Here is a 12,762-nt window from a genome sequence, read left to right as displayed (position 1 = left end):
ATTCATCGTACAGTTGATTTGATTTCTCCACCAAATTCGCACTGTATTTTTCAATCGCTTTTCGCCAAACAAACGTAAATTTATTGGCATTTGCTTCTATTTTGGTGCCATCAATAAAGATCGCTTCCTGGTCAATCAGCTCTTCTTTCACCAGTTGGCATCGAAATTGTACAAAACATTGGCGTAACAGTTCTTGTACTTCTTCATTGACTCGAAAACGATTAATCGTTCGATAGCTTGGCTCATAACCTTGCGCTAACCACATCATACGTACACTATCTTTCAGTAATGATTCAATTTTTCTTCCAGAGAAAACAGATTGCGTGTAAGCACATAAAATAACCTTCATCATCATGCGTGGATGATAAGCAGGACAACCTGTTTCATGTAAGAAAACAGAAAATGCTTTATCAGGTATTTGTTCTACTAAGTCATGGATCGTATAGGCAATATCATTTTTTTGTAATTTCATTTCAAAATCTAACGGCAAAATTACTTGATTCATGTTATAATCTTTAAACATAAGGATACCTCCGATTGTTATTGTGTGGTACTTTAATTTTATCAGAAGGTATCCTTTTTTACTTACTAAAATTTTCGATTTTATAAAAAAGTTGCATCTTCCAACTACCGTTGGAAGATGCAACTTTTTATTGTTTATCTGAGTTTTGTCCCAGCCTCTTTTTATTAGGCTTTCCGTCCATTCTTAAACAACAAGCTAATATAAATCATCATTGATGTAATAACAGAGAAAGCTGAAACTAAGTAAATGAAGCTATAGCCAAAGCTTGCGGCAATTAAGCCAAATGTCATTGCACCAACACCGACACCAAGGTCAAAGGATGCAAAGAAAGTAGCATTAGCCATTCCTTTACGGTTAGCTGCAGCTTCATTAATTGCCCATGCTTGTAAAGCAGGTTGAACACTTCCAAATCCGAGTCCATAGAACGCAGCCGCGATATATAAAACGAGAGAGTTTGGTAACCAAACTAATAAGAGCATCGCAGTTACAATCATGAGTGTGCCAGGAAGAAATACGGCAATATGACCTTTAGCGTCATAAAGTCTACCAGCAAAACTCCGTGATATCATTAAGAATAGAGCATAGAAGAGAAAGTAAATGCCAATTCCTTCAATACCTTTTTGTGTTGCGTATAGTGGTAGAAAAGACGCAATACCACCAAATGTTACGGTAATGAAGAAGAGTAAGATAGCAGGTTTAATCGCACTTTTCTCAAAAATATCAAATTTAATAGTTGCCGCTTTATGTTGTGATGCCTCGATCTTTTTATAACGTATGCGTGTTGACAATAAAAAGGAAACAAAACCAAGTGATCCACAGATTAAGAACAGCTGTGGAAAGCTAATAATATCTACTAATGCCAATCCAAGTGCTGGACCAAATGCGAGTGCTAAATTCCCAGATAGCCCAAAATAGCCCATTCCTTCCCCGCGTCGCTTAGGTGGAATTAAATCCGTTGCAATCGTTCCAGTTGCAGTTGTAGAAAATCCCCAACCAACCCCTTGTACCATACGCATCACAATCAGAAAACCAATACTTGTAATAATAGAATAGGAGGCAACAGATAAAACGAAAATTCCGAGTCCAATCATATAAACAAATTGTCGTCCTTTTGATTCGAGAGCATGTCCAGCATATGGCCGGAATAATAGTGCGGAAAATGTAAAAATACCAGTAATTAACCCAATTAATTGATCACTTCCACCTAGCTCTTGTACGAACAGAGGAATCGTAGGCAAAGTCATTTGAAACCCGAGAAAAATAAAAAAGTTTGCCATACATATTAAGGCAAAATCTTTCGTCCAAATCTTATCTTCATTTATTGCTGTCTTTGTTTGCGTCCGTGCATTATCTGCCATAATTATATTCCTTCTTTCTTTCGGCACTCGAAATATATTATACACAAGATAAAAGACTTTGTTAACTAGATTCGCCGATAAGTATAGAATTTATCAATTTTGGCTTTGATAATGGTGAGAGATGAGTCGAATGGGCGCGTGATCAATCGAGCGAACGCAGCACGAATCGGGCGAAAACTCAGATAATCGGGCGAACGCAAGCCGAATCGGGCGAAACTCAGAATGATAAGGCGATCGCCATCTAGGTCAGTCATCTAATAAAGACAGAAGTGAGTATACAATGCCTTTTGTTTTACCAACATAAGATAACTTCATATTAGCCAGTAGACGCTTGACGATGTGGCTCGATTTTAATTGTAAAAATGCTTTAGCTTGTCGATTCGTGATAGTAGATCCAAATAATAGCGCATATTCTTTCAATGCTTGGATATGTGCTTCTCTATTTTTTACTTTACAAACTGGGCAGATCCAATAGCCATGTGCACGATTCATGATTACCTTTTTACAAACAGGACACCAAACACCATTTCTAATATTACTTCTATTAATCTGATACTTTTCGATCACATTATACGTTTTAGGCGTATGGTTATTTTTCAGCTTATTAGCAAGTTTCTTGAGTTGTTCTTTCGTATAATAATTAGCTTGGTATTGTTGTAAAAGTTCATCTATTCGGAGTGAGAGGTGGTGGTTGTCCACGATATCGGGTTCTCGCTGATTGAATTGAAGAATCACATTGGGATGGGTAAATGATACGAGTGTATGAATCGGTAAGAAGGGGAAACCGTTTCTCATAATATAGCTTTCAAGATGCCTTTTTTGGATAGCGGCTTGGTGGAGGGGGTTTTTGTAACTGTTCTTTTTTCCATCAAGTGTTCGAATCATTTGGTCAGATTGGTTGAACGTGATTTCTCCTTTGAAATTTTTTGCTTTAATAATAATACCTAATCTAGGTGTTAAAAGTAAGGCATCAATCTGGAAATAGTCACTAACACAGGGTAGTCGCAAGTCATACAAAATGAAAGCTGATTTTAGATGTAATAACTGAAAAGGATAAGCAAGAGAGGATTCGCCATAAAATCCACTAGTATACTTACCATATACATGCTCTAATTGTTGGAACATTGGCTCACGGTGTAAGAGTCTAGGCATAAGCACTTCTAACTGTTTGAGTTCTGGATTTTTTTGTAGGGGTTTTATAATCAAGATATTAATTCCTCTCTTTATGAATAGTAGTAGCGCTTTTCAAAAGAGCGCTACCAAATCAAAATTATTTAATCAATGTATCTAAATGATAAGATGACGTTTTTGCATAACCACTTTGTTTAATATCTAAACAACCTAATAATCTTGTCACCACAGTAGCTGAATCAACTTGTAAAAAGTGACGTGCTTCTTTGTTTGTAATCTGTGGACGATAAAGTAATGCATAGTCATGTAAGGCAATGATATGCGCGCTATTGGAACGGCTATGGCAGCTAGTGCATTTCCAGTAGCCTTGTTTACGTTGCATCATTTCTTGTTTGCATTTGCGACACCATACACCATTTCGAATGTCTTGTGTTGGAATCTGATGTTTCTTAATCACATTATAGTTTTGTGGTCTGTTTTGATTTTTTAGTTGATTTGCGAGGTACTCTAGCTGGTCGATTTGATAGAATCGCTTTTGATAGATGGAACGTAGCATGGTAATACGCTGTAGTAAAAACTTGCTTTTAACCATATCATCGAAGTTGCTATCAAAGTTCAAAATTACTTTTGGGTGTGTAAAGGTAACGATAGGGTGAAGCGGTATCGGAGGGAGTCCATGTTGTTCTAGGAATTGGTGAAGGTGTGCTATCTGGGTGTTTGCATCATGTAACGGATTTGGGGCCGTTATTGTTTCGCCATTATTCAGGTATGTAAATTTTCCGATTGTGTTAAAGTTAAGTTCATTTTTAACATGCATAACTACAATCAAATAGATAACATAGGGTGTGATAATGAGTGCGTTTAATTTGAAATAGCCTGCGTCTTTTTTAGGAAGCCGTAAATTATAGAAGATGAATTTTTGATATAACTCTTTCTTATACAGTAATTCATTTAACACATTGGTACCTAGATAGGCATTTGCAATCCTTTTGTGATGATAGTGAAGTTTTTGGTAACTTGGATTTCCTTGATGTAGTCTAGGTATAAGTGCATCTAATTGTTTGTGTTCACTCGTTTTTATATTAGGAAATAGGATCAGTTAGTTTACCTCCTTTGCTTTTATTAGATTATAAAATAATAATCAAAAAAATTCCATAAATAATTACAATTATTTTACAAAATTTTAAAGTGTAACAAAATGACAATTAATTGTAGATGAATCTTTCGTTCAGATAGCTTAAATAACGTAACTTTCTCACTTAAAATAAGCGCTAATCTTTGTGTGTTGCGTTTCGACTATATTTGTTATACTACTTGACATTCATTAAAAAGGTCTGCTTTCTAAAAGATTGTTGTCAATGACAGAATTACTATAGACTCTATCTTAACTGCCATGTTGATTTCCGCTTCAGGCAGTCGCTTTCCGCGGGCAAGTCTTCAGCTAACTTCGTAAAGAAAATCGTTTTACGAAGTGGATCTTCAGATCTTGCTTTTCCAGCAGGAGTCGACTGCCTTACGCTACAATCAATCCGTATAATGCTGAACAACTATTGTGATAAGCACAATCAATCTTTATGACAAGCAGATAATGTATTACTTTTAAAGTCTGTCCAGCGACCGATTGCCTGTTTTATAAACTAATTCGAATAGCTATTCAAAGAAGCATAGCAGTGGCAGCTTTGTATGCAGTTGATTTAATTTTTGCTAACTTATATTTTAATGACAAATAACAAACATTTTATATGATGCTTAATTAGCAGACTAAACTAGTGGATCAATCGAGATGGGCGACACTCCTGCAGGAACAGCACGGGCTGAAGATCCACTTGGAAGCGTTTTTTGCTTCCAAGTTAGCTGAAGCCGTGCCTGCGGAAAGGGAGCCCATTTCGCTTGAGGAGCGAAGCAGTTATATTTACCACAGAGTTTCTCTCAAGTTCGTAAGATGATTTCAAAAGAAGCGTGAAGTCAAGGTCTATTATGGATTGTGAGACTTCCAAGTAATACCGATACTTAAATGCCTGATTCACTCTGCAAAAGTTATAAATAATAAATAAAAAATAATAATCAAACAAAAAGAAGCTCCATATTCGGAACCTCTCTAATTAAACCATCCTTTACGTTTGAACCATGCATACATCGTAATTGACATGGCAGCCATAACAATAAGTACGATAAAATAGCCATATTCCCATTCGAGTTCAGGCATGTTAACAAAGTTCATACCGTAAATTCCAGCGATGAAAGTTAATGGTGCAAATATAGAGGTGATGATGGTTAGGACTTTCATCACTTCATTTGTTTGGTGTGAGTTTAATGACAAATAATTATCACGGATATCGTTAGCCACTTCACGATTCGATCCAACCATTTCCGATAATTTAATCAAATGGTCATAAATATCAGCAAAGTAGACTTTGCGATCGTTAATACCACTTAAATGACTTGAATTTAACATCCGGTAAAACAAATCACGCACAGGATTAATTGTATGTCGTAATTGTAAAAGCTGATGTCTAATATCAAATAATTTATCAAGTAGTGCTGGCATTGCCTCTTGGTTTGAATTATCTTCTACCTTATTAAGCTCATCTTCAATTGCATAAACAATTGGAAAGTACCGATCAACAATTTTATCTAACACTTCATAAAATACGCGATAGGGATCCCACAACTCTAAATCATGTTTCTTTATATACAATAAACGTTTCCAAACGCTTTCGATTTCAGTGGAAGCTTGTTTATGAAAAGTGACAATATAATTAGGATTAAGGAAAAAATCGTGTTCTAATTGTATTAAATCGTCTGGTTGAAGCGCATGCATAATGAAAAAACTAAAATCATCATAATAATCTAACTTGGCACGTTGTAAGTTTTGGAGACAATCTTCAACTGCTAGTGGATGAAAGTCTAAACTATCGTGCAAATAATGCACTTCTTTATCACTAGGTTGATCAAAGTCAATCCAATACCATTTGTAGGCTTCTTGTTTAAGTGCATCAAGGCTGTTCAGTTGCACTAATTCATTATTGTTATTTATAGCTAGAATATGTATCATCGACTATCACCTCTTCAAATAGTCTAGTATAGCTATTAAAAATAAACAAGTAATCAAGTAATCAGAAAAATTATAATATAGTAAGTATTACCTTATTAGTGCGCGGACTGTTTCTTGTTCTTTATGTAGGCATCATAGGAGTTCATAAATTGATAGTAATCATAGTCTGACATAATAATTTTTATCCCATACGTGTAATCAGCTGGTTCGTGCGCTTGTTCTTTCCAAATCACTTCACCAAAAATGTGATTGGTTGGTGCGAACAATCGTAAATTTATTACTATATGATCCCCAACTGAGAATGCAGTGGTAGTAGAAAAGCGTAACCCTTTGACACTTAGTTCATGTAAACGGATCTGACTACTTGTTTTATTGATACTTTCACAATTCATTACTTTAAATGTAGCTTCTGTTTCGGGAGAATCTGCAAAATGCGCACGTGCATGGTCTCTAGACAATGTGTTCACTCCTTTTTTGTATTTTCAGTAATGTTTTTAGACTACCGATAAACCGCTGTAAAGTCAATGAAAACAAGCAAAAATTAACATAAAACAACCTAAAAGTGACATATTCACTAATTATAATAACTATTAGCTAGTAAATAGTAATAATACAAGATAATGTGCTTATATGCATGTTATGATGAAATGACAATTAGTTAATAAAATGAGGGGGGAAAAACCATGTCTGATTTATATGTCTTTCTAGTATTAGCGATTATTATTGTGATAAGTGCAGTTTACACAAGATTGAGAAAAAAAGTGGGTTCAAGTTATGTCCAACAAAAGTTACAGGCGTTAAATGAGAACGAATACAAGATAGTCTCAGCTGTTCAACTACCAGAAGCGGAACGACTTGATCATGTGGTCATTTCGATATACGGAGTCTTTTTGATTAAAAGAGAAAATTATGATGGCTCTATTTATGGAAAGGAAACAGATGAAGAATGGCTTTTTCAAGTGAAAAAGAAACAGACACCATTCATTAATCCATTAAGAGCTAACGAACAAAGAAAGCAGCACGTAGCAGAATTTTTGCAATTAAATGAGAAGTACATAACGACTATTGTTGCCTTTTCGAACAAAGCTATTCTAGCAATTGATCCAAGTCTAATGAAGAATAAAACCGTCGTCTTGTATGATGATATCGTTGCAAGTATTGAGACGTATAAAACGCCACGCTTAAGTAAGGAAAACGTAACAAAACTAACAGAGAAACTGCAAACACTAGAAAAGGCTCACTCAAAGTGAAGCCTTTTCTAATGGAACATCTATTTTATGCAAATCAATAATGCGTTGATTACTACTGCCTCGAAAGGATAGTGTTAAGTCTTTTTTAGCTAAGATAAACGGCCCATCCACTAGTACGTCACAATAGGAAAGTAGCTCGCGTTGATGGACATCTTCTGCATCTATCAGCTGTTCGAGAGTATAACCGCTATATGCCCAGATATGTTTTCCTAAATCTTTCAATCGCTTTGCAACCTCTGCAACTTCTTTTGCTTGAAAAAAAGGCTCCCCACCTGATAAGGTCACATCTGTTAAAGGATTACTAGCGACCTCTTGGACGACTTCTTCTACGGACATCTCAATACCATTACGAATGTTCCAACTAGCAGGGTTATGACACCCTGGGCAGAAGTGAGGACAGCCTGCGAAAAAAATAACTGTCCGCAACCCTTCGCCATCGACAACGGAATCATGAATAATATTCATTACCCTCATTGCTTTGTATCCTTACTGCTTGTTTGGTGTTTGACACGTTGGCTTTCCTCTGCGCGTTTGGCAGAGTTCCACTTCTTCATGTCTCCAACAAGATAACCTGTGATTCGTCTGATCCGTTCGACTTTTTCTTGATCGTTATTATGACACTTAGGGCATTCGTTATCGATGATACCGGTATAGCCACAGCATGTACAACGGTCGACAGGGTGATTAATCGATCCGTAGCCAAAGTCATTCATTGACATCGTTTTAATCAGTGTATCAAGTGCTTTGGTGTTTTTTGAGACATCGCCATCACATTCAATATAGGAAATATGGCCACCATTACATAACTTGTGAAAAGCGCCTTCCTTTTTAATCTTATCAAATGCTCTTATTTTATAATAAACAGGTACGTGATAAGAATTTGTATAATAGTTACGATCAGTTACCCGAGGGATTTTACCGAATACAGCTTGATCATTTTTAGTGAACTTTCCTGACAAACCTTCAGCTGGTGTTGCGATTAACGAGAAATTTAAGTCATAACGCTCTGCAGCTAGATCAACGAACATACGCATATGTTCAACAATACGGTAGCCTAATTGATAGGCTTCATCAGACTCGCCGTGATGTTCACCTGTAAGTGCGACAAGTGCTTCAGCCAAACCAATAAAACCGATACTTAATGTGCCATGTTTTAAAACATCTGTTAACTGGTCACTTGCTTCTAACTGATCACTATCTTTCCAAACTTGTTGTCCGTAGAGAAAGGAGAAATGTTGTGCTTGTTTTTTTGCTTGAAACTGATAACGCTCGAGTAATTGTTTAATCGCAAGTGTCATATAATGATCAAGCTTTTCAAAAAATGCAGTTTCACTAGTTGTTAATAAAGCCATTTTCACTAAATTAAGCGAAGTAAACGATAAATTGCCACGTTGTACACCCGTCTCGTCTCCATGTCGATTAGCCATCACCCGTGTTCGACAGCCCATATAGGCTACTTCTGATTCAGGCGAACCGTCATAATAGGGATAATTAAATGTGGAATCGATAAAGCTAAAGTTTGGAAACAAACGTTTAGCAGTCGTTTCAAGTGCTAATTGATACAAGTCATAATTTGGCTCATCCGGTTCAAAATTAACACCTTTCTTCATTTTGAAAATTTGAATCGGAAAGATAGGTGTTTCTCCGTTACCAAGTCCTGCTTTTGTTGCGAGCAAGATATTCTTCATTACTAAACGACCTTCCATAGAAGTGTCCGTTCCATAATTAATTGATACGAATGGTACCTGGCCACCACCACGCGAGTGCATGGAATTGCAATTGTGGACAAAAGCTTCACAAGCTTGGTAAACATCACGATCAGTTTCATGCCATGCAATAGTTGCAATTTCTATACTTGTATAACGTGTCACATAGTTCGTCAAACGCTTTTTATGCTTTAAAAACGTTTTATATACATATGGTGCAAGATCAAAATCAAACATAGGGTAACTTTGTCCACCATGTTGCATGTTTTGATTAGATTGAAAAATAATAGACGCTAAAGCCATCGCACTTCCGATATCATTTGGTTCACGCATATAGCCATGTCCAGTATTAAAACCATCTTTTAAAATCTTACCAAGTGGAATCTGACAGCAAGTTGTCGTACCAGTTGGCATGAAATCTAGATCATGTGGATGGATGAAATTGTCTGCAATTGCTTGGCTGACATCCGTGCTTAACATTTTTTGTTTGGCATAATGTTTTGCTGCTTCTGATCCGAATTTCGACATCTGTCCCATCGGTGATTGGCCATCGACATTGGCATTCTCTTGGATAAGATCTTGATTACTTGCATAAACAATGTCGTCTAACGACTGTAATAGCATGTCTTCTGTTTCTATATGTGTGTGCATAGTTTATCACTCCGATTACAATATATTGTATTTATATACTGAAATAATCTATATATAGTACATATGAAATAGTTTAGCACGAAGATAGAACAGAAAACTGTGCGATATATCACAGTAGAAATTTTTTATCTTATAAAATAGAAAGAACGGATCCAGTGGCTAACTGAATCCGTTCCGATAAAGAAGGTGTGCTTATTGCTGTACAAATGTTTGACAATCAGTTTCTCTTTGGTTTGCAGCACTTTTACCATGATGGCTTACTACATAGATAGCTTCTGCGCTGCAATGATTCCCTTTCGCCCAGTACTTGCAATTGTGCACTTCACATAGAACATCTTTAGCCAATGCGCCCACCTCCTATGACAGTAGTTTATCAAGAACCATCAAAAATAATCCGTGTTAGTTATTGACAACTAAATCCTAAAATCCGTAAAAACTGTTTTCCAATTCATACAAAATACTATCGCCAATAATCAATAAAATGATCGCCATTGCAACATATGTTAGAACAACGCCGTAAAAAACATCAAGCCCACCTGTAGCAGGTGCTTTCTCTTTAATCGAAAAAACAGTCGCGAAACTCGCTATACTAGCAAGACTCATCGAAAGGATTAGTAAAATAATGCTGAAATCTTCAACACCTAAAATGGTGAATAAAACAGCAGCTAAAGCTGTCACTGTTGGTAAAACCATCAATATACCAAAACGAGTCATAACATTTAGAAAGGAAACGTCTGCTTTCATTAACTTTGCAACACCATATTTAACCGCAAGTAATAGCGCGAAAAAGATAATAAAAATAAAGAATGGCTTCACTACCATTTCAACAAATGGCGGTCTAAAATAAGATGATAAGCTAATATAAGAAAATAACGGAATCAGTAAAGAAAATAAAATCAGCGTAATCAGACCGTTTATTTTATTAGTTGGACCTGCATGTTTACTTGCCGCAAAAGGATTTGCTAATGCACTAGGAATGAAGTGCCAATATTGTTTGCTAATATCTTTTCCTTGCTGGACATAATCGGTTGTCTGACTAGGTGCTGTTCCTGTTGATTGTACAGGCTCTGTATCAGTGTTTTCCGTTTGTATGTGATCTATTTTCACCCCACAGTTTGTACAGAACTTTGCGTCTGACTCTAGTGGTGCTTGACAATTTGGACAATTCATTTTCATTTCCCCTTAGTTATAATTAATTTGTTTCAACAACACGTTCGACTGTGTTTTCATCATTAAATGACCAAAGGCCAGCATAATCAGCTACTAACCAGCTAGCTTCATCGGCTTGATATACGAATGTGATTTCCCATTCATTAATCTCCTCGGCGGTATCTATCTCTTCATCGTCTACATAGTAGGTTGCTGCATCATCGTAATAAAACGCAGCATTTACACTTAATTCATATGTATCGTCTGTTTGATACAAGTAGAAACTATCTAAATCAACAACAGCTTTTTTATATGTGCCAGTCCAACGCTCGTCCCAATCTTCCATATAGCTGTAGTTGCTATATGCTTCTTCCGTTATAAATGCATCTGTTGCTGTCGTGAATAAAGACGCATCCATTGCTTCACCAGCTAGCGCATAATCTTGTCCAAATGCATGGATGGTGTTAATGATATCTGTCTGCATTTCTTCATTAAAAGGATTAGGCACAGCTAAATCAATATAAGCATAATCAATTGGTGTTTTTTCAGTTGTTACATCTCCCCATGGGAAAGTCAAGACAGCGTGAGCTTCCACTGAACCATCTACTGAAACGGGACCAAAATCTTCGTCTTCTGAAATGTCTAGTTCGGTATCATTAACGAAGTAGCTAATTGAATCAGCGATTGAAGCGTATTCTGTGTTAAAAGAAACATATTCCCCGTAAAGTGAAAGATCAACGTATTGATCTTGATGATAAGGCTCTAGTAACTCAATGGTAGACTCATTCTCCAAAACAGTATAGTCATTGCTATAACTCGAACGTAACGTATATACGCCAGGTAAAACTGGTCCATACTCTTTTGTGAATTGATCTGCATCACTAGTTGCAATTTCCTCTTCTCCAAGAAAAAGTTTTGCATCAGTCATGTTCGTACCAACTTGAAAATAAAACGGCATCACTTCGATAAAATAGTTATCATAGATAAGAGCGGTCTTTCCTTCTTTTTCAAGTGAAAAAATAGTACTTGATTCTATTGTTTCACCTTGTTCGTAAGCATCTGCCTGTGATTCCAGTTCGTTAATAAAATATTGTTGGGCAGAAGGTGTTTCAGCGATCAACGTTAATAGTTCAGAAACTTTCTCTTCCGTGATATCTAACCGTTCATCACTTGTTTGTAGCATACTTGCAATTGTTTTTGCATCTTCTTCATGTAACGCTGTTTCAAACTTTTCGATGATGCGGTTCTTATCCGTCATATTCGCGCCGACTTGATGGCCCCCGATTAAAAGAACAAGTAAAGCAAGTACACTAATCGCGATTACTTTTTGCTTTTTAGTCGCTTGTCTTATCTTAGTTCCCCATGACGATCGAGCAGGTAGTTGTTTACTAACTTGCGGCTGTGTTTGTGTTCCGCATGCTGAACAAAACTGTGCATCATTTTTAAGCGCATGCCCGCATTCTTTGCAGTAATTCATCGTTGTCATCCTTTCATAATAAGATTGTCATACCAATTTTTAATTATAGCGTAAATAGGTAAAAGTCACCATAAGAATTTGTCGGGATTTGCTGAATTATGGAATAAACTTACGCTGAAAAATTGTCGGCTAATAGAAAAGGATATGTTAAGATAGACTCACACATGAAGGAGGGGTTTAGAAGATGGAACAAGCGGAAAGCGAGCAAATATTGCAAGCATTAGCAAAGTTAAAAGAAAATGTGAACGAGTGTTTTGATCAAGTAGATAAGCGATTCGTAGAAGTAGACAAGCGTTTTGATAAAATCGAAACAAGGCTAGATCGAATGGAAACAAAAATGGATAAAGCGGAAGAGAATATCTCGTTTTTATTTAGTGAAGTAGGAAGTAATTCACTTCACCTAAAAAAACTAATCTCTTCAAAATAACCCAACCACCTCAGAATAGTAAACACCGCATCTAT

The 12,762-nt window shown here is 36.4% G+C and carries 13 protein-coding genes; 2 read left to right on the top strand and 11 right to left on the bottom strand.

The genetic code is table 11. The features are described from left to right. From D2K62_RS08520 to D2K62_RS08495, 6 genes are all read right to left on the bottom strand, one after another. Nucleotides 1-523 (bottom strand): transposase (locus D2K62_RS08520; protein WP_198671286.1); only part of this gene is annotated, 523 nt, incomplete at its 3' end. Between the two features lie 164 nt (nt 524-687). After that, nucleotides 688-1,881 carry an MFS transporter gene (locus D2K62_RS08515; protein WP_112182150.1) on the bottom strand — a complete coding sequence of 398 codons (1,194 nt, stop codon included), beginning with the start codon at nt 1,879-1,881 and terminating at the stop codon, nt 688-690. A gap of 246 nt (nt 1,882-2,127) precedes the next feature. Further along, nucleotides 2,128-3,087 (bottom strand): nuclease-related domain-containing protein, encoded by a 960-nt coding sequence (locus D2K62_RS08510; RefSeq protein ID WP_112182149.1) that lies wholly within the window; start codon nt 3,085-3,087, stop codon nt 2,128-2,130. A 64-nt stretch (nt 3,088-3,151) separates the two neighbouring features. After that, nucleotides 3,152-3,970: a nuclease-related domain-containing protein gene (locus D2K62_RS08505; RefSeq protein WP_157967869.1), complete on the bottom strand. Its 819-nt coding sequence runs from the start codon at nt 3,968-3,970 to the stop codon at nt 3,152-3,154. A gap of 1,140 nt (nt 3,971-5,110) precedes the next feature. After that, nucleotides 5,111-6,067 (bottom strand): magnesium/cobalt transporter CorA, encoded by a 957-nt coding sequence (corA, locus tag D2K62_RS08500; protein WP_112182147.1) that lies wholly within the window; start codon nt 6,065-6,067, stop codon nt 5,111-5,113. 95 nt (nt 6,068-6,162) lie between these two features. Continuing rightward, nucleotides 6,163-6,525, bottom strand: coding sequence for a hypothetical protein (locus tag D2K62_RS08495; protein WP_112182146.1), 363 nt, complete (start codon nt 6,523-6,525; stop codon nt 6,163-6,165). A gap of 225 nt (nt 6,526-6,750) precedes the next feature. Between D2K62_RS08495 and D2K62_RS08490 the strand changes: the two genes are divergently transcribed. Further along, the gene (locus tag D2K62_RS08490) at nt 6,751-7,317 is read left to right on the top strand and encodes a nuclease-related domain-containing protein (protein ID WP_112182145.1); all 567 of its coding nucleotides are present in this window, start codon (nt 6,751-6,753) and stop codon (nt 7,315-7,317) included. Here D2K62_RS08490 and nrdG read toward each other — a convergent pair. The 5 genes from nrdG to D2K62_RS08465 all read right to left on the bottom strand — a co-directional run bounded on the left by nrdG (nt 7,309) and on the right by D2K62_RS08465 (nt 12,300). Continuing rightward, on the bottom strand, nt 7,309-7,791 hold the full coding sequence (nrdG, locus tag D2K62_RS08485; RefSeq protein ID WP_112182144.1) for an anaerobic ribonucleoside-triphosphate reductase activating protein: 483 nt from the start codon (nt 7,789-7,791) through the stop codon (nt 7,309-7,311). The genes D2K62_RS08490 and nrdG overlap by 9 nt on opposite strands. Then, nucleotides 7,788-9,674 carry an anaerobic ribonucleoside triphosphate reductase gene (locus D2K62_RS08480; protein ID WP_112182143.1) on the bottom strand — a complete coding sequence of 629 codons (1,887 nt, stop codon included), beginning with the start codon at nt 9,672-9,674 and terminating at the stop codon, nt 7,788-7,790. The genes nrdG and D2K62_RS08480 overlap by 4 nt, the downstream gene beginning before the upstream one ends. A gap of 192 nt (nt 9,675-9,866) precedes the next feature. Next, nucleotides 9,867-10,019, bottom strand: coding sequence for a DUF1540 domain-containing protein (locus D2K62_RS08475; protein ID WP_112182142.1), 153 nt, complete (start codon nt 10,017-10,019; stop codon nt 9,867-9,869). Between the two features lie 75 nt (nt 10,020-10,094). Then, nucleotides 10,095-10,844 carry a zinc ribbon domain-containing protein gene (locus D2K62_RS08470; RefSeq protein ID WP_157967868.1) on the bottom strand — a complete coding sequence of 250 codons (750 nt, stop codon included), beginning with the start codon at nt 10,842-10,844 and terminating at the stop codon, nt 10,095-10,097. A gap of 22 nt (nt 10,845-10,866) precedes the next feature. Beyond that, nucleotides 10,867-12,300, bottom strand: coding sequence for a zinc ribbon domain-containing protein (locus tag D2K62_RS08465; RefSeq protein WP_157967867.1), 1,434 nt, complete (start codon nt 12,298-12,300; stop codon nt 10,867-10,869). Between the two features lie 184 nt (nt 12,301-12,484). Here D2K62_RS08465 and D2K62_RS08460 point away from each other — a divergent pair, with 184 nt between their 5' ends. Next, entirely contained in the window at nt 12,485-12,727 is a 243-nt protein-coding gene (locus tag D2K62_RS08460) for a hypothetical protein (protein WP_117161247.1), read from the top strand. Nucleotides 12,728-12,762: the final 35 nt, after the last annotated feature.

This window comes from Paraliobacillus sp. X-1268 (assembly GCF_003426095.1).
In the GTDB taxonomy this organism is placed as follows: domain Bacteria; phylum Bacillota; class Bacilli; order Bacillales; family Amphibacillaceae; genus Paraliobacillus_A; species Paraliobacillus_A zengyii.
Note: the sequence above shows the minus strand (reverse complement) of the source record. Positions and strands in the feature narration are given on the sequence as shown.

Excerpts from the sequence above, each read along its gene's own strand:
- D2K62_RS08465 (WP_157967867.1), bottom strand. The coding sequence starts at position 12,300 with ATGAATTACTGCAAAGAATGCGGGCATGCGCTTAAAAATGATGCACAG.
- D2K62_RS08460 (WP_117161247.1), top strand. The coding sequence starts at position 12,485 with ATGGAACAAGCGGAAAGCGAGCAAATATTGCAAGCATTAGCAAAGTTA.
- nrdG (WP_112182144.1), bottom strand. The coding sequence starts at position 7,791 with ATGAGGGTAATGAATATTATTCATGATTCCGTTGTCGATGGCGAAGGG.
- D2K62_RS08490 (WP_112182145.1), top strand. The coding sequence starts at position 6,751 with ATGTCTGATTTATATGTCTTTCTAGTATTAGCGATTATTATTGTGATA.
- D2K62_RS08515 (WP_112182150.1), bottom strand. The coding sequence starts at position 1,881 with ATGGCAGATAATGCACGGACGCAAACAAAGACAGCAATAAATGAAGAT.
- corA (WP_112182147.1), bottom strand. The coding sequence starts at position 6,067 with ATGATACATATTCTAGCTATAAATAACAATAATGAATTAGTGCAACTG.
- D2K62_RS08480 (WP_112182143.1), bottom strand. The coding sequence starts at position 9,674 with ATGCACACACATATAGAAACAGAAGACATGCTATTACAGTCGTTAGAC.
- D2K62_RS08470 (WP_157967868.1), bottom strand. The coding sequence starts at position 10,844 with ATGAATTGTCCAAATTGTCAAGCACCACTAGAGTCAGACGCAAAGTTC.